13 protein-coding genes are annotated in these 17,111 nt (G+C 76.3%); 5 read left to right on the top strand and 8 right to left on the bottom strand.

Annotated features, from left to right (window positions below; all coding sequences use genetic code 11):
• Positions 1-126: 126 nt before the first annotated feature.
• The 5 genes from moeZ to ACGF5G_RS20435 all read right to left on the bottom strand — a co-directional run bounded on the left by moeZ (position 127) and on the right by ACGF5G_RS20435 (position 6,553).
• Entirely contained in the window at positions 127-1,308 is a 1,182-nt protein-coding gene (moeZ, locus tag ACGF5G_RS20455) for an adenylyltransferase/sulfurtransferase MoeZ (RefSeq protein ID WP_393264911.1), read from the bottom strand.
• A gap of 109 nt (positions 1,309-1,417) precedes the next feature.
• Complete coding sequence (locus ACGF5G_RS20450; protein ID WP_393264908.1) at positions 1,418-2,275, bottom strand: DUF3152 domain-containing protein; 858 nt, start codon at positions 2,273-2,275, stop codon at positions 1,418-1,420.
• A 119-nt stretch (positions 2,276-2,394) separates the two neighbouring features.
• On the bottom strand, positions 2,395-3,351 hold the full coding sequence (locus tag ACGF5G_RS20445; protein WP_393264906.1) for a DUF3152 domain-containing protein: 957 nt from the start codon (positions 3,349-3,351) through the stop codon (positions 2,395-2,397).
• Positions 3,352-3,356: 5 nt separating this feature from the next.
• Positions 3,357-4,331 carry an alpha/beta fold hydrolase gene (locus ACGF5G_RS20440; RefSeq protein ID WP_393264903.1) on the bottom strand — a complete coding sequence of 325 codons (975 nt, stop codon included), beginning with the start codon at positions 4,329-4,331 and terminating at the stop codon, positions 3,357-3,359.
• Between the two features lie 146 nt (positions 4,332-4,477).
• Positions 4,478-6,553: a hypothetical protein gene (locus tag ACGF5G_RS20435; RefSeq protein WP_393265043.1), complete on the bottom strand. Its 2,076-nt coding sequence runs from the start codon at positions 6,551-6,553 to the stop codon at positions 4,478-4,480.
• A gap of 1,097 nt (positions 6,554-7,650) precedes the next feature.
• On the opposite strand from ACGF5G_RS20435, the gene ACGF5G_RS20430 reads away from it, so the two are divergent.
• Together ACGF5G_RS20430 and ACGF5G_RS20425 are read left to right on the top strand one after the other, a co-directional pair.
• Positions 7,651-8,289, top strand: coding sequence for a TetR/AcrR family transcriptional regulator (locus ACGF5G_RS20430; protein WP_393264901.1), 639 nt, complete (start codon positions 7,651-7,653; stop codon positions 8,287-8,289).
• Between the two features lie 65 nt (positions 8,290-8,354).
• Positions 8,355-8,582, top strand: a complete 228-nt coding sequence (locus ACGF5G_RS20425) for a DUF3107 domain-containing protein (RefSeq protein ID WP_350684773.1) — start codon at positions 8,355-8,357, stop codon at positions 8,580-8,582.
• A 119-nt stretch (positions 8,583-8,701) separates the two neighbouring features.
• Here ACGF5G_RS20425 and ACGF5G_RS20420 read toward each other — a convergent pair whose 3' ends face one another.
• Complete coding sequence (locus ACGF5G_RS20420) at positions 8,702-9,400, bottom strand: ferritin-like fold-containing protein (RefSeq protein ID WP_393264899.1); 699 nt, start codon at positions 9,398-9,400, stop codon at positions 8,702-8,704.
• A 316-nt stretch (positions 9,401-9,716) separates the two neighbouring features.
• Here ACGF5G_RS20420 and ACGF5G_RS20415 point away from each other — a divergent pair, with 316 nt between their 5' ends.
• From ACGF5G_RS20415 to ACGF5G_RS20405, 3 genes are all read left to right on the top strand, one after another.
• Complete coding sequence (locus ACGF5G_RS20415; RefSeq protein WP_393264897.1) at positions 9,717-11,375, top strand: DEAD/DEAH box helicase; 1,659 nt, start codon at positions 9,717-9,719, stop codon at positions 11,373-11,375.
• Positions 11,376-11,604: 229 nt separating this feature from the next.
• Positions 11,605-12,777 carry a class I SAM-dependent methyltransferase gene (locus ACGF5G_RS20410; protein ID WP_393264894.1) on the top strand — a complete coding sequence of 391 codons (1,173 nt, stop codon included), beginning with the start codon at positions 11,605-11,607 and terminating at the stop codon, positions 12,775-12,777.
• A 360-nt stretch (positions 12,778-13,137) separates the two neighbouring features.
• Entirely contained in the window at positions 13,138-13,554 is a 417-nt protein-coding gene (locus ACGF5G_RS20405; RefSeq protein ID WP_091627481.1) for a helix-turn-helix domain-containing protein, read from the top strand.
• Between the two features lie 112 nt (positions 13,555-13,666).
• On the opposite strand, the gene ACGF5G_RS20400 is transcribed toward ACGF5G_RS20405, so the two are convergent.
• Both ACGF5G_RS20400 and ACGF5G_RS20395 read right to left on the bottom strand, forming a co-directional pair.
• The gene (locus tag ACGF5G_RS20400; protein ID WP_393264892.1) at positions 13,667-14,716 is read right to left on the bottom strand and encodes a hypothetical protein; all 1,050 of its coding nucleotides are present in this window, start codon (positions 14,714-14,716) and stop codon (positions 13,667-13,669) included.
• Between the two features lie 201 nt (positions 14,717-14,917).
• Positions 14,918-17,068: a DEAD/DEAH box helicase gene (locus tag ACGF5G_RS20395; protein WP_393264889.1), complete on the bottom strand. Its 2,151-nt coding sequence runs from the start codon at positions 17,066-17,068 to the stop codon at positions 14,918-14,920.
• Positions 17,069-17,111: the final 43 nt, after the last annotated feature.

Here is a 17,111-nt window from a genome sequence, read left to right as displayed (position 1 = left end):
GCTCGGCCGGGTCCACCGGGCAGCCACCGTCGACCGGCGCGACGTGCGGACCGGTCCGGTGTGCCGGGCTGGCGGCACGGCACAGAGGCCCTCCCGCGCGGGCGGAAGGGCCTCTGGTGCGACCGGTCAGTACGCGGGCAGTGACGGGTCGATCTGCTTGATCCAGGAGAGCACGCCGCCCTGCACGTGCACCGCGTCGCGGAACCCGGCCGCCTTGAGCGCGGCGAGCGCCTCCGCGGAGCGGACCCCGGACTTGCAGTGCAGCACGACCTGCCGGTCCTGCGGCAGCTTGGCCAGCGCCTCGCCGGAGATGATCTCGCCCTTGGGGATCAGCGTCGCGCCGGGGATCCGGACGATCTCGTACTCGGCCGGCTCGCGGACGTCGACGAGGAAGATGTCCTTGCCGGCGGCCTGCCATTCCTTGAGCTCCAGCGCGGTGATGGTCGCGTCGACCACCGCCTCCTGGGCCTCCACCGACACCGCGCCGCAGAAGTCCTCGTAGTCCTCCAGCAGGTCGGTGACCGTCGGGTTCTCGCCGCAGAGCACGCAGTTCGGGTCCTTGCGGACCTTGATCTTGCGGTAGCTCATCTCCAGGGCGTCGTAGACCATCAGCCGGCCGACGAGCGGCTCGCCGATGCCGGCGAGCAGCTTGATCGCCTCGTTGACCTGGATCGAGCCGATCGACGCGCAGAGCACGCCGAGCACCCCGCCCTCGGCGCAGGAGGGGACCATGCCGGGCGGCGGGGGCTCCGGGTAGAGGCAGCGGTAGCAGGGGCCGTGCTCGGCCCAGAACACCGACGCCTGGCCGTCGAAGCGGTAGATCGACCCCCAGACGTACGGCTTGCCGAGCAGCACCGCCGCGTCGTTGACCATGTAGCGGGTGGCGAAGTTGTCCGTGCCGTCGACGATCAGGTCGTACCGGGAGAAGATGTCGCGGACGTTGTCCCGGTCCAGCGCGGTGTTGTGGATCTCCACGTCGACCAGCGGGTTGATCTCCCGGATCGACGCCGCGGCCGACTCGGCCTTGGAGCGGCCGATGTCGGAGACGCCGTGGATGATCTGGCGCTGGAGGTTGGACTCGTCGACGGTGTCGAAGTCGATGATGCCGAGGGTGCCGACACCCGCGGCGGCCAGGTACATCAGGGCCGGCGAGCCGAGACCGCCGGCGCCGACGCAGAGCACCCGGGCGTTCTTCAGCCGCTTCTGCCCCTCGACCCCGACGTCCGGAATGATCAGGTGGCGCGAGTAGCGGCGGATCTCGTCAACGGTCAGCTCGGCGGCGGGCTCGACGAGCGGGGGCAACGACACGGTGGACTCCCCGGGATCGGCTGATGGCGAACCGAGCCATTGTCGCCCGTCGTGGGGCCGGTCGGCCATGAGGAGGGACACGTCGCCCGAACTGCGGGAGCGGGAATATTCAGATCCCGGGGACCAGCTTGCCTTCGTAGCGCGAGCCGTCGACGTAGGGCCAGGCGTTGGCGACGCAGCCGTCCAGTCCGTACGTCTGCTGTTGCATCACCGGCGCCGGCTCGCCCGGGGCCGGGCAGGCCTGGTGTTCCTCGCCGAACTCGTGGCCCACCTCGTGGTTGACCACGTAGGCGCGGTAGATCTCCAGCGGCGCCCCGTAGTCCGGGACGGCCTCCACCCAGCGGGCGAGGTTGATGATCACCTGACCGGGGAGCCGGCAGGAGGTGTAGCCCTCGGTGCTCAGCCCGCCCTCCGCGCACATCCGCTCCGAGGTGCCCGGGGTCGCGAGGTAGACGGTGAAGTCGGCGTCGTCCGCCTCGGCCACCCGCTGCATTCGGAACTCCTCCGAGGCCGTCCAGCCGCGCGGGTCGCCCAGCACCTCGTCGACGGTGGCGGCGAAGGCGGCGACGTCCTGGCCGGTGCCCGACTCCACGGCCACCCGGTAGCGCCGGACCGGCCCGTCGGTGCCCCGCACCGGGGAGTCCCCGGTCGCGGCGACGAAGCTGCCCGTGCCCTCCCGTGGGTAGGGGGTGGGGGTGGGGCGCTGCTCGTGCTCGCCCGCCGCCGCCCCGTACGCCGCCCGACCCGGGTCGCCCGTGGGCGGCTCGCCGGCCTGCCCGTCGGGCCGGGGGGCCAGCGTCACCACGGCGGCCGCCGCGAGCAGCAGGGCCAGACCGATCCCGAGGGCGCGCCGGTCCCGGAGCAGGGCCAGCAGGCGGCGGTCCCGGGACAGGGGTCGCGGGGTCGGCGACGGCGACGGACGGTGGGTCGGCGGACCAGGCGGGTCGCAAGGGGACGACGACGTCATGACCTGAGCGTCCCACGCCAATCCGGGCATTTCCGCGCTTTTGCCGCTATTTTGGCTACAGCCAGTCTCGGCCGTCGACGACGGCGCCGGTGGTCGCTCCTCTGCCCCGTCGGCGGCGGCTAGAGCGGCGGCCCGGCGTAACGCCGACCGTCGCGGTACGGCCAGGGATTGGCGACGCAGCCGTTGAGGAAGAGCGTCTGCTGCATCATCACCGGCGCCGGGCGGCCCCTGCCCGGGCAGCGCTCGTGCCGGTGCCCCAACTGGTGCCCGACCTCGTGGTTCACCACGTACGTCCGGTAGACCGAGAGCGGTATGCGGGCGCTCACGTAGTGCGGCACCGACAGCCGCCAACGGTCCAGGTTGATGATCACCTTGCCGGGCGCCCGGCACGACGTGTACGGCCGCCCGCCCACCCGGATGTCGACCCCGCCCGCCGCGCACATCCGGCCCGCCGTGGCGGCGGTGGCCAGGTAGACCGTGAAGTCGTGCCGGGCGTCCGCGCGTACCTGCTGCAACCGCAGCCCGCCGTCGACCCAGCTCCCCGGCCCGGTGAGCGCCTCCTCGACGGCGGCCGCGAACTCGCCCGCGTCCTCGTCGGAGCCCGACTCCACGGCGACCCGGTAGCGGTGCAGCCTGCCGGCCTCTCCCAGCACCGGGCGCACCCGGTCGTCGTAGCCGAAGCTGCCCCGGCCCGCCGACGGCACCGGCCCGGGCAGCCGCAGCACCGGCGGCGGGGGCGTGGTGGCCGCGGCGGCGGGCGACGCCGGGACCGGCGAGGCGGACACCGGCGCGACCGCCGGCGCGGAGGCCAGTTCCTCGGCGGTGAGCACCTCCGCGTCGACGTCGGCACCCCGCCGGTCGGCGACCACCGCCACCGCCGCGCCGACCGCGAGGAGGAGTGCGACCAGCTCGACGAGGCGACGCCGGCGGGCCGGCCGGCGGTGCCGGGGACGGGACAGGTCGGGGCCCTGGGCGGCGGCCGGCGCCCGCCCTGTCGAGCGCCGACGCCCGCCGGCGGAGGCTGCGGCCCGCTGGCCCCGGGTCGGGGGCGGGGCGGGGCGGCGGGCGGAGGACATCCCGGTCAGCCTGCCATGTCGGACCGCTTCGCGGTGTCCCCCGTTTCGGCGAGCAGGCCCAGCACGGCACGGGCGACCAGGCGCGGCACCTCCAGTTGCGCCACGTGCCCGACGCCGTCGAGCATCAGCAGGCGGCTGTCCGGGACGACCCGCGCGGCCTGCGGCGCCACCCGGACGTCCACCAGCCGGTCGTGCCGCCCTCCGATGACCAGCGTGGGCGCCCGGACCACACCGGCCAGCCGCCACAGCGACCCCGACCCCGGCAGGTACGACCGCAGGAAACTGGAGACCAGGCCGCGGAACGTCCGGACGTACGCGGCGGCGTAGTGCTCGGCCTCGTAGCGCACCCGGATCTCCTCCAGCGCCTCCTGCCGGCGCTGCTCGCTGATCCGGCTCAGGTCGCCGATGCACGCCTCCATGACCTGCTGGGCCATCACCTCGGGGGCGAGCTTGGCCAGCTGCCGGGCGGCCAGGCGCTCGCCCCGGGGGATCGCCAGCAGCGGCAGCATCCGACCCTGCAACGAGCGCCGGAAGTCGAGGAACGGCAGAGCCGGCGAGATCAGGGTCAGGGTCCGGACCAGCTCCGGCCGCAGCCCCGCCACCTGCACCGAGATCGCCCCGCCCAGCGAGTTCCCGAACAGGTGCACCGGCCCCCGGCCGGAGTGCTCGATCCAGCGGATCACCCGCTCGGTGAAGGCCGGGATGGTGTAGCGGCGCCCCGGCTCGCTGCGGCCGAACCCGGGCAGGTCGATGGCCTGCCCGTCGAGGCGGTCGGCGAGCAGGCCGGCCAGGTCGGTCCAGTTCTGCGACGAGCCGCCCAGGCCGTGCACGTAGAGCGCCGGCTCCGCGCCGGGAGCGGTGGCCGGGGTGTCCCGGACGTACGTCACGGTGCCGTCGAGGCGCACCTCGCGCCCCGGCCAGGGCGGCGGGACGGAGTGCTCGGGGAGGAGATGGTCCGGCCAGAGGGTGGCGGGCTTCATCGCTCCAGTCTGCCCGTGCCCGCGCCGCCCGGCAGCGCGTCGAACCCCGCCCGCGGCGCGCGGCAGCGTTCGGACCACGCCTGCGGCGCGCGGGCCGCGAGCCGCCCGCACCGCTCCCCCGGCGCGTCGGGACCACACCCCCGCGCTCAGGCCAGCAGCGCCTCGATCCGGCGGTTGACCGCGGACAGGGTGGCCCGGACGACCGCCTGCCGGGGATCGCCGGCGACCAGCGCGGAGCCGACGAGCTGCTCGACCCAGCCGTCGCAGACGAGCAGCACCACGACCGTGGCCACCTCGCAGTTGCCGAACGGCACCACCGCGGCGTGCTCCACGAAGCAGCGGCCCCGCTCCGGCCCGGGATCCCCGCCGCGGAGCAGCTCGTCCACCGCCGCCGCGGCGGCCACCGCGCAGAGCCGCAGCACGTACCCGTCGACCGCCGGTCCCGTCGAGTAGCCGGCGGCGCTCTCCCCGCCGGCGACGAGGCGCACCTCCACGGTGGCGTCGAGCCCGAAGGTGCTCACCTGGACGTGGTCGATCACCACCCGGGGACCGGCCGCGCCGCCGGTGTCCAACGGCCGGGACGGCGCGGACTCCGTCGTCGTCACCTGCCCGCCGGAGTACGACGTGCCGACGGTCGCCGGGCTGCCGGTGGGGGTTCCGGCCGGGGCGGCCGACACCGAGCCCGGCTCCTCCACGGTGGCCCGGCCCCGGTGCGGGGCGACGGACTGCCGGCGCCGGCGCGGGGGCTCCGGCGCCGCCTCGGGGCGCTGCTCGGCGCGGGCCTGCGGGGCCTCGGTCGGGCTGCCGGCCGCGCGGCTGCCGGGCACCCGGGTCTCGGCGGCCGGCGGCTCGGCGCTCCGCGGCCCGGCGGAGCCGGGCGACCTGGTCTCGGCGGCGCGCGGCTCGGCCGACCGGCGGCGTACCGGCGGGGCCGGGGCGGCCGGCATGCCGGGCACGTTCCGCGGGGCGGCGGCGAGCCCCATCCGCTCCTGGAGCAGGCGGGCGACCTGCCGGCTCACCTCGGCCGGGTCGGCCCCGTCGGCCAGGTCGAGCCGCAGGCTGTGCGCGCCGGCCGGGGTGCGGCGCAGGGCCGCGTCGCGGACGCCGGCCACCCCGCGTACCGCGTCGAGGATCGCGTTGACGTCGAAGCCCTCCGGCCGCTCCCGCAGCGGTGCGGGCTCGTCGTCACGGCGCAGATGGGTGGCGATGCGGGCGAGTTCCGGGGTTTCGGCGGGTGGCTCCACGGCTGGCGGCTCCGGCACGACGGGCACGTCCGGTTCGGCGGGGACGCGCTGCGGCAACACCGCCAACGGGCGGTCCGGGAGCCGGTCGTCGCCGGCCGGCTCGGCCGTCGACGCCGGTTCGGGGGCGGATCGGCGGGCCGCGTAGGGAGGTGCGCTCGTCGGAGCGGGCGCGGACGGGGTGCGGTCACGTCGCCCGGGCCCGCTCGCGGCGGCCGCGGCGGCGGGACCGGAGGCGACCTGCGGGCCGACCGACGCCTCCGGCGGCACCGGGGGCGGCTCCTCGCTCACCGACCGGAGCCGGAACGGCCGGACCGCGGCCTCGTCCCCGGCCGGCGCAGGAGTGGTGCCCTCCGCCGTGCCGGCCAGGTCGTAGGCAGCCGGGGGCGCGCTCGCGGGCGCGCCGGACGGCCCCCCGCCCGCCCAGGCGGGTCGCTCGGCCGGGACCGGGATGGACCGGTCGGTCGCGGGCGACGCCGCCCGCCCGGCGGGATCGGCCGGCGGCTCGTACGCCGGGCGCGGCGCGGACTCGGTTCGGCCGACCTCGTAGGGGCGGCCCGGCTCGGCACGCGGCGGCTCGTAGGACCGGCCGGATGGCTCGGCGCGCGGCGGCTCGTAGGGTCGGTGCGGCTCGGCGGTCCAGCCCGACGCCCGGTCCTCCCGGGACCGGCGGCCCACGGGCTCGTCCTCCTCGCGCGCCCGGCGGCCGACCGGCTCGTCCTCCGCCCGGGACCGGCGGCCGGTGGTGGCGGGCTCGTCCCAGGCCCGGCGGCCGGCCGGCTCGCCTTCCTCACGGGACCAGGGGGGCGCCCAGCCACCGCCCCAGCTCGGCCGGTTCCAGTTCGGGCCGGACCAGTCCGGCTCGGTCGCCGGTGGCCGTTCGGCGGCGGGCGCGTGGGAGTCGCCCGGTTCCCGGCCGGCACCGGGCCCACGGTCGGCGCCCGGCGCGTGCTCCGCGGCCACCTGCCCGACGCCCGGCACGCGGTCGCCGGTGGCACCCGAGGTGCCGGCCTGCCCGGCGGGGGCCGGCGCGGGGTCCTGCCCGGCGACCGGGCCACGGTCGGGGTCGGAGCCGTGCTCCTGCCGGAAGGCGCGCTCCGCGCCGAGCGCGCGGTCTACGCCGGAGAGCCGGTCGCCGGTCACCGGCCGGTCGCCCGCCGACGCCTCGGGCGCGGACGGGCGCTCGCCGGCCGGCGGGAACGGGCGGGGGGCCGGGGACGGCGGCTCCGGCGGGAACGGGTCGACCCAGCCGGGGGCACCGGCGGCCGGGGAGGGCTCCTCGGTGGCGGAACGGTCGACGGTCGGCGCGTGGAAGCCGGGCGGCACCTCGAAGCCGCTGGCCGCCGTGCCGACGGGCGGCACCTGCGTGGCCGGCGGGGCCGAGGTCGGCAGGCCGGGGTCGGCCCAGCGCGGCTGGCGGCCGGCCGACGGGTCCGCGGAGGAGTGCCGGGCGGGGCCCGACTCGGGCTCGGCGAGCCCGGGCTGCGGGACCGACGGCTGCTCGGCCGCGGGCGCCGGCCGCTGCGCGGGCACCACCAGCCGGTCGCCTCCCGGGTCGCGGCGCTGCTCGCCGAGGATGCCGGGCGGGGCGCTCACCGGGGCCTGGCGGCCGACCGGCGAGTCGTCGGCGTGGCTGACGCCGTTGACGTGGTGACCGTTGGCCCGGGCCGGCGGCTCGGCTGCGGCCGGCGGACCGGGCAGCGGCGACGGCAGGTCGCCGTGCCGGGGTGAGGAGGCGGCCCAACCGAGACCCGGGTCGGGCGGGCCCCACGCCGAGGCCTGCTCGCGGGCCCCGGAGATCTCCTCGCCCCGGGACCATCCGGCCGCCGAGGGCGCCCACCCGCTGCCGGCCCGGCCCAGGTCGTCCTGCTGACCCGTCCCGTCGCCGTGCTCTCCCGGGGTGGCGGCACCGGGTTGCCCTGTTTCACTCACCGCGCGCTCCTTGGTCGCCCCCGCTGAGGCTACCGTGTGGTGACAGTGGCGATAAGTTACAGCGGCGGGCCAATTCCGCGACGGGCCATGAGCCCAGACCGGTTCGGGTGAAATGCCGGCTCGTACGAAGAAACTCGGAGGTTCCCATGACCGCTGTGGGGAACGGTGCACAGACAGCCGGCCGGCCCACCCGCCTGCCCCGCTCGGCGCGCCGCAAGCAACTGCTCGCCGCCGCTCAGGAGGTGTTCGTCGCCCAGGGCTACCACGCGGCGGCGATGGACGACATCGCCGAACGGGCGGGAGTCTCCAAGCCCGTGCTCTACCAGCACTTCCCCGGCAAGATGGACCTCTACCTCGCGCTGCTGGACACGCACTGCGACGCGATCCTCGCGAAGGTCGACGAGGCCATGCGCGGCACCAACGACAACAAGGAGCGGGTCGGCGCGTCGGTGCGCGCGTACTTCGACTTCGTCGACCACGAGAGCGAGGCGTTCCGCCTCGTCTTCGAGTCCGACCTGCGCAACGACCCGGCGGTGCGGCAGCGCGTCGAGCGGGTCGAGCAGGGCTGCATCGCGGCCATCACCGACACCATCATCTCCGACACCGGGATCAGCCGGGCACACGCCGAGCTGCTCGCCTCGGGCCTGGTCGGCGCGGCCGAGACCGCCGCGCAGTTCTGGCTGGCCCGCGGCCGGCAGCTGCCCAAGGCCGAGGCCGAGGCTCTGGTCGCCGCGCTCTCCTGGCGGGGCATCGCCAGCTTCCCGCTGCAAGGTGAGTCAGCCTGAGCATCGGGGCGCGAGATCGGATAGCCTTCCCCTCGGCGGCTCTTTCGCCCGAACGAGGAGGCACTGTGGAGGTCAAGATCGGCGTGCAGTACGCGCCCCGCGAGCTGGTGCTGGAGAGCGCGCAGTCGCCGGCCGAGATCGAGCAGATCGTGACCGACGCCATGACCAAGGACGAGGGCACCCTCTCCCTGACCGACGAGAAGGGCCGGCGGGTGATCGTGCCGGTCAACAAGGTCGCCTACGTCGAGATCGCCGAGGCGTCGCCGCGGGCGGTCGGTTTCACCGTCCGCTGACCCGGTCGGCAGCCCGCGACGGGTGACGGCGTCGCCCGTCGCGGACCCCGCCCACCGGCCCGGCACGCCGACTCGTCCGGCACTCCGTGTGCCGGTGCGTCAGTCGTCGGGCCCGCACGTCAGTTGTTCAGCCCGGCGGCGGCCATCCGCGTGGTGTGCGCGGCGGTCAGCCGCCGGAACAATCCCTGCACGTCCACCCCGTCGCTGCCCGCGATGAGGGCGGTCAGCGTGCCCCGGTCGGCGGCGACCCGACCGGCCTGCGACAGGGCCTCCCCGACCAGCCGCCGCGCCCACATCGAGAGCCGGCCGGCCACCTTCGGGTCGGCCGCGATGGCGGCCCGGATCTCGGCGACGGCGAAGTCGGCGTACGCGGAGTCGTGCACCACGTCGAGGACGAGCCGGCGGTCCGGCTCGGCCAGGGCCGCGGCGATCTCCCGGATGAAGTCGTCGGTGATGGCGTCGCCCACGTACGCCTTGGTCACCGCCTCCGCCCAGTCCCGCGGCTCGGTCGAGTCGTGGTACGCCTGCAGCGGCGCGACGTACGGCGCCATCGCGTCGTCGGGGAGCACGCCGAGCGCGGCGAGCCGGTCGGCCAACCGACGGTAGTTGCCGATCTCGGCGGCGGCCATCTCGCTCAGGGCCGCCCGGCGGCGCAGGTCGGGGGCGAGCCGGGCGTCGACGGCCATCCGCTCGAAGGCGAGCAGTTCGCCGAACGCGACCAGGCCGAGCAGATCCGGGACGGCAGGGTCGGGCGGGTCCGGAACGGCAGGGCCGGGCAGGTCAGGGACGGCAGGGCCGGTCTGGTCGGGGTCGGGCACGAGCGCAGGCTACCGCCCGCCCGCACGCGCCGGGGGGAGTGGCGCAGGTCACACCCGGTGCCCCCGCGCCCGCCACCTGCGCCAGGAATCAGGACGACCGGCGTGCTGTTCAGGTAACATGGAGCAGTTGCCGTGGGCGCCGAGCTGGCCAGGCCGGTCCAACAGACCGGTCGGTCCGATCGAAGTCCGACTCCACGGCGCGCGTGCGGCCCGGTCCGGCCAGGCATTCCGCCGCCGACCGTGTGGCCCGCGCCACACCGATCGCGCCCTGAGGACATGACGGGGCGCACCCACGAGAGGGCACCCCCAAATCCATATGAGCGAGCTGACCCAAGAACTCATGGACGGCCAGGAGCTGGCCGCCACCGCTCCGGTGCGTCCGGAGGCACCCACCTTCGCCGAGCTGGGCGCGCGTCAGGAGACCGTCGACGCGCTGGCCGCGGCCGGCATCACCCGCGCGTTCGCCATCCAGGAGTACGCGCTCCCGATCGCGCTGCGCGGCACCGACCTGATCGGCCAGGCGCCCACCGGCACCGGCAAGACCCTCGGCTTCGGCGTACCGCTGCTGGAGCGCGTCTTCGCGCCCGAGGAGGGCGGCGACGGCGTGCCGCAGGCGCTGGTCGTCGTGCCCACCCGCGAGCTGGGCATCCAGGTCGCCAAGGACCTCGCCGCCGCGGCCCGGACGCGGGGCGTCCGGGTGCTGCCGATCTACGGCGGCGTGGCTTACGAGCCGCAGGTCGACGCGCTGCGCAAGGGCGTGGAGATCCTGGTCGGCACCCCCGGCCGCCTGCTGGACCTGGCCAAGCAGAAGCACCTGCGCCTGGACCGGGTGCACGCGCTGGTCCTCGACGAGGCCGACCGGATGCTCGACCTGGGCTTCCTCGACGACGTCGAGCGGATCCTCGCGATGCTGCCGGAGGACCGGCAGACGATGCTCTTCTCGGCGACCATGCCCGACCCGATCGTCACCCTCTCCCGGCGCTTCCTGCGCCACCCGGTGACGATCCACGCGGGCCACACCGCCGAGACGGGGCCGTCGCCGCAGACCGAGCAGCTGGCCTACCGCACCCACTCGATGAACAAGATCGAGATCGTGGCCCGCATCCTGCAGGCCGAGGGTCGCGGGCTGACCATGATCTTCACCCGCACCAAGCGGGCCGCCGACCGGGTCGCCGAGGACCTCGACTTCCGGGGCTTCGCCGTCGCCGCCGTGCACGGTGACCTCGGGCAGGGCGCGCGCGAGCGGGCACTACGGGCGTTCCGGGCGGGCAAGATCGACACCCTGGTCGCCACCGACGTCGCCGCCCGGGGCATCGACGTCAGCGGTGTCACGCACGTGATCAACTACGACTGCCCCGAGGACCAGGACACCTACACCCACCGGATCGGTCGCACCGGCCGGGCCGGGGCGAGCGGCGTCGCGGTGACCTTCGTCGACTGGGACGACATGCCCCGCTGGCGGATCATCGACAAGACGCTGGGCCTGGAGATGCCGGAGCCGCCGGAGACGTACCACACGTCCCCGCACCTCTACACCGACCTGCACATCTCCACCGAGATCACCGGCACCCTGCCGACGGCCGAGCGCACCCGCGCCGGCCTGGCGGCCGAGGTGGAGGAGGACCTGGGCGGTGGCCGGTCCCGCCGGGGCGAGGGCCGGGGCTCCCGGCGCGGCGACGGTCGCGGTCGCGGCGAGCGCCGCCAGGGCCACGCCACCGGGGAGACCGGCGGGCCGGGCGCCGACGCGCCGGCCGAGGCCGCCGAGGAAGGCACCCGCACCCCGCGTCGCCGCCGGCGTCGCCGCGCCGGCGAGACCGTCTCGGGCGAGCCGACCGCGGTGATCACCACCGAGGCCGCCGACGCCCCCGTCCCCGCCGCCGCCGCGGGCGAGGCCCCGAAGCCGCGCCGCCGCCGGCGCCGTCGTGGTGGCGGTGGCTCCGCCGCCGGTACGCCGGCCGAGGCGACCGCCGACTGACCCGAGCACGACACCCGACATCCCCGTACCGTTCCCCGGTGCGGGGATGTCGCCGTCGTGACCGGATGAAGGCCCGCGCGACCGGACGACCGAACGCGACCGGCCCCCACCCGCCCACCGCACCACCGCGCGTGGTCGGGGCGCACGCGGCGCGTCCGCGGGAGCGCAGCGTGCCCGAGAGGGTCGGGCCGCCCGGCGGTGCGCCGCCGACGACGAGGAAGATGGTGCAATGCCCGAACCGCTGGATGCCGCCCTGACCGAGGTTCGGGCGCTGTTGCTCGACCCCGCGCTGACGCGGGCGGTGGCCGCCGGACGCCGGCGCGGGCACCGCCCCTCGATGGTCCGCGCCGAACTGCGGCCGGTCGCGCTGAAGGCCGGTCCCCGGCTGCAGATCTCCACCTCCGACGGCTCCCGGCCGTACACCCGCAACGTCGCCCCCGGCCCGGAGGCGGACGCGGCGGTGGACGCGCTGCTGGCCGAGCCGTTCGGCAACTGGCACGTGGAGACCGCCGACGCGACGCTGCAACTGCGGGTGACCAAGTCGGGCGAGGCGCAGGTGCACCGGGCCGCCGCGGCCCGGCCGGTCGCCGAGCCGGGCGGGCACGACCGGGCGAAGGAGTACCTGCTCGACCCGGGCGACCCGATCTTCGCGGAGATCGGGGGCTCGGCGGCCAAACGCCGACAGGTCGACGCGTTCCTGCGGGCGCTGGCGGCGACCCTCCCCGACGACCTGACCGGGCCGCTGCGCGTCGTCGACCTGGGCTGCGGCAACGCGTACCTGACCTTCGCCGCGTACCGGTGGCTGGCGCGGCGGGGGCTCGACGTCGAGCTGGTCGGCGTGGACGTCCGGGAGGACCAGCGCCGCCGCAACACCGAGCTGGCCGAGCGGCTCGGCTGGGCCGAGCGGGTCAGCTTCGTGGCCGGCACGATCGCCGACGCCGTCGTGGAGCCCGCCCCCGACCTGGTGCTGGCGCTGCACGCCTGCGACACCGCCACCGACGAGGCGCTGGCTCGGGCGGTGCGCTGGCGGGCCCGCTGGGTGCTCGCCGCGCCGTGCTGCCACCACGACGTCGCCGCCCAGCTGCGTGCCAGGCCGGCCCCCGCGCCGTACGACCTGCTGACCCGGCAGGGCATCCTGCGCGAGCGCTTCGCGGACGTCCTCACCGACGCGCTGCGGGCCGGGCTGCTCCGGCTGCACGGCTACCGGGCCGAGGTGGTGGAGTTCGTCGACTCCCGACACACCCCGCGCAACCTGCTCATCCGGGCCCGGCGCACCGGCACCGCCCCGACGGACGGCCAGCGGGCGGAGTACCGGGACCTGGTCGGCCAGTGGGACGTCACCCCACGGCTGGCGACGCTGCTCCCCGCAACCACCCCGGACGCCGGCGCCGCACCGCGCTAGCGCGATCGCCCGACGCCGGCCCGGCACCGCGCCGGCGCGGCCGATCGCGGCCCGGACGCCGACCGTCACCGCGCCGGCGCCGCTGTTCGCGGCCCCTCGTCGCGTGGCGTCCTCGGCCAACGCCGTCGCCCGCCGCCCCGATCCCGCGCGGGCGCGCCGGTGCCGCGGCGCCCCAGCCGCTCACAGATTGGTTGAGAAGCGACAACCATCGCTCGGTCCCGGGTGATTCGCGTCATTGTTCCGGCGAAAAAGTCCCGCCCACGGGACGGTCTGGTCGGTCAGTCAATTGTTTCCATACCTTTTCGTACTACCCTCGGAGGCGCACCGCCGGGTGCCGGTCGGGAGGGAAGACCCGCAGGGATGGGTTCGGTAGAGGTATCGCCGCAGATGGCCTTCGCCCGCTTCGTGCGGCGCGCCATCGACGACGCCCGCGAGGAACGCGGGTGGACCGTGACGGACCTGGCGTCCCACACCGGCGTCGGTCGCTCCACCGTGTTCCGCTGGCTCGCCGGGGACTGGCAGGACTACCCCGAGCTCGCCAAGGTGCGGGGTTTCTGCGCCGCGCTGGACCTGCCGGTCGCGGCCGCGTTCCGCGCGCTCGGCCTGCCCGACGCCGGCCCGGCGCCCCGTCGACGCGTCGACGACGGCCCGGTCGAGGCGGACGTCCGGGTGATCCTGCAACGGCTGGCCGACCCGACCGTACCGGCCGAGGAGAAGCACCACATCCGCGACCTGCTGCGCTACCTGGCCCGCCGCCCGATCCGGCGCGCCGGCTGAGCCGCCACCCGCACCACCGCCACCCGCAGCGCGGGCCGAGGCACCACCCGCAGTGCCAGCGGCGATGGCGACCGCGCGGCCGGCGGCCACGGTGGGGCCGGCCGCCGGAGGATCAGGGCACGGTCAGGGTGAACTCGGCGGTCCGCACCACGCCGCCGACCTGGAAGTCGAGGTAGAGCCGGTACCGGCCCGGGCCGGGCGTGGTCACCCAGAACGTCACCGCCCCGTCGACCGTCTGCGGCTCCGGGTGGACGTGCAGGTAACCCAGGTCGCCCTCGCGCAACGCGACCAGGTGGCCGTACGCGCCGAGGTAGCGCTCCAGCGTCGGGGTGCCGGCGGCGGCCGAGCCGAAGCGGAAGGTCAGCGGGACGGTCAGGCCCGCCTGCGGTGTGCCCTGGTAGCCGACGGTGAACCCGTCGACCGTGGCCGAGGTGGCCGGCGCCGGCAACGGCAGCGGCTGGTAGCCGCCGGGCGCGACCAGGTCCACCCCGAGCGTCACCGCCGTCTGCCGGCCGTCGCCGGCGAGCGCGGTGAAGTCGGCGTACGCGCGCCAGACGCCCGGCTGCGGCAGGGTCAGCGGCACCGACCACGTGCCGTCGGCGGCCATGGTCGGGTGCAGGTGCTGGTAGCCGGTCAGGTCGCGGCGCACCACGATCAGGTGCATCGGCTTGTCGTGCACGACGGCGAACCGCGTCACCGGGCGGCGCTGCGCGTCGCGCACCTGGAAGCGCAGCTCGCCCGGCCGGCCGGCGGTGAACGACGACGTCACGGGGGCGAGCGTGTAGCCGGCCGAGGTGACCGAGAGGCCCGCCGCCTCCGCCGCCGCGCCCTGGTCGGCGCCGTGCTCGTGCGCGCCCGTCCCGGGGGCGTGGGCGTGATCGGCCAGGGCGCTGTCCCGCCCCGCCGACCCTGCCGGGCCACCGCCGTTGAGCCGGCCGAGACCGAAGCCGAGCAGCACCGCGAGCACCAGGCCGCCGACGACCAGCGCCAGCCGGAGCGTGCTCCGGTCCGGCACGGCCGACACCTGCTCCGGCCCGGCCGGGGACTGGTCCGGCACGGCCGACACCTGGTCCGGCCCGGCCGGGGACTGGTCCGGCACGGCCGACACCTGGTCCGGCCCGGCCGGGGACTGGTCCGGCACCGCCGAGGTCTGCTCACGCACCGTCGATCCCTGCTCCGGCACGGCCGGAAACTGGTCAGGCACCGCCGCCGTCCCGCTCACGCCCGGGCTGCTGATCGGTCATGCCGCTCACGCTACCCTCCGTCACGGTCGCGCCGCCCCGGCGGCGACTCGGCGTGGCGACGGTCGCAATCCCGCCCGCCCGGGAACTTCCCCGCCCGGTCTGCGACGGGGACGCGCGGCTCAGCCGGCCACCGCCAGGGCAAGGGGCAGCACGTCGGGGGCGCCGGCCCGGCGCAGCTCCCGGGCGACCATCGTCATCGTCCAACCCGAGTCGACCAGGTCGTCGACGAGGAGCACCGGTCCGTCGAGGCCGGCGAGGGTGTCGGCCAGGTCCTCCGGCACGGTGAAGGCACCGTGCAGCGCGCGTACCCGCTGGGCGCTGTTGCCGCGCGGGCCCCCGCCGGCCGGGCCGGCCGCCGTCACCCGGCCGAGCATCGGCAGCCGGCCGACGGCGGCGATCCGCTCGGCGAGCGAGCCGACCAGCCGGGGCCTGCTGCGCGAGCCGACCGCGACCACGCCGACCGGGCGGCGCGGCCACGGGTCGTCCCCGTGCGCCCACGCCTTCAGCACCTCGACCACGGCGGCGGCCACGTCGTCGGGGACGGCGACGTCGGGCGCCTCCGGCGCCACCAGGTCGCGCAGCCGGCCGCCCCACCCCAGGTCGGACAGCCGCCCCACCGCGCGCCCCGGCAGCGCCTGCTCCGCCGGGGCGATCCGCCCCTTGAGCGGTACGCCCACCGCCTCCAGCCCGGTCGGCCAGAGCTTCTTCGGCGCGATCTCCACGCCGGGTCGGCCGAGGAAGGTCTGCGCGGCGGTCAGCGCGACGTCGGACACCTCGGGCGTGAACAGCGGGCCGGCGCAGCGGTCGCACCGGCCGCAGCCGGTCGCCCCGGCGTCGTCCAGGCACTCGCGCAGGTAGCGCAGCCGGCAGTCGGGCGTGGTCGCGTACTCCCGCATGGCCTGCTGCTCGGCGGTGCGCGCCTGGGCGACGCGGCGCAACCGGGCCTCGTCGTAGACCCAGGGCTCGCCGGTGGCGAGCCAGCCGCCGCGCACCCGGCGGACCGCGCCGTCGACGTCGAGCACCTTGAGCATCAGCTCCAGCCGGGCCCGGCGCAGGTCGACGATCGGTTCGAGGGCCTGCGTGGAGAGCGGGCGGTCGGTGTGCAGGGCGGCCAGGACCGCCCGGACCTGCTCCTCCGGCGGGAACGCCAGCGAGGCGAAGTAGCGCCAGATCGCGGCGTCCTCGACGCCGGGCAGCAGCAGCACCTCGGCGTGCGCGACGGCGCGGCCCGCGCGGCCGACCTGCTGGTAGTACGCGATCGGCGAGGGCGGCGCGCCGAGGTGCACCACGAAGCCCAGGTCGGGCTTGTCGAAGCCCATGCCCAGGGCGCTCGTGGCGACCAGCGCCTTGATCTTGTTGTCCAGCAGGTCCTGCTCGGCGGCGCGCCGGTCGGCGTCCTCGGCCTGGCCGGTGTAGGAGGCGACCGCGTAGCCCCGGGAACGGAGGAACTCGGCGGTCTCCCCCGCCGCGGCGACGGTGAGCGTGTAGACGATGCCCGACCCGGGCAGCCGGTCCAGGTGGTCGGCGAGCCAGGCCAGCCGGTGCGCCGGGGTCGGCAGGTCGAGTACGCCGAGGCGCAGCGACTCCCGGTCCAGGCTGCCGCGCAGCACGAGGGCGTCGCCCAGCTGCTCGGCGACGTCGGCGGTGACCCGGGCGTTGGCGGTGGCCGTGGTGGCGAGCACCGGGGTCCGCCCGGGCAGGTTGTTGAGGAAGGTACGCAGCCGCCGGTAGTCCGGCCGGAAGTCGTGCCCCCAGTCGGAGACGCAGTGCGCCTCGTCGACCACCAGCAGGCCGGTGGTGGCGGCCAGCTTCGGCAGCACCGTGTCCCGGAAATCCGGGTTGTTGAGCCGCTCGGGGCTGATCAGCAGCACGTCGACGGCCCCGGCGTGGATCTCGGCCGTAATCTCGTCCCACTCGTCGAGGTTGGCCGAGTTGATCGTGCGGGCCCGGATGCCGGCGCGGGCCGCCGACTCGACCTGGTTGCGCATCAGCGCCAGCAACGGCGAGACGATCACGGTCGGGCCGGTGCCGCCCCCGTCGCCCTGTCCGGCGGGGGCATCTTGGTCGCGCCCCCGCAGCAGGGCGGTGGCCACGAAGTAGACGGCCGACTTGCCCCACCCGGTGCGCTGCACGCAGAGCACCCGGCGCCGGTCGACCACCAGCGCCTCGATCGCCCGCCACTGGTCCTCGCGGAGCCGGGCGTGCTCGCCGGCCAACCGCCGCAGCACCGCCTCGGCCCGCTCCCGTACCGCCGTCCGATCCTGGCTCATCCGGCATTTCTACCAGCGCCGGACGACCGCGCCCCGGTTCACG

Origin of the sequence: Micromonospora sp. NPDC047730, assembly GCF_043204765.1 — a bacterium.
Classification (GTDB): domain Bacteria; phylum Actinomycetota; class Actinomycetes; order Mycobacteriales; family Micromonosporaceae; genus Micromonospora.
Note: the sequence above shows the minus strand (reverse complement) of the source record. Positions and strands in the feature narration are given on the sequence as shown.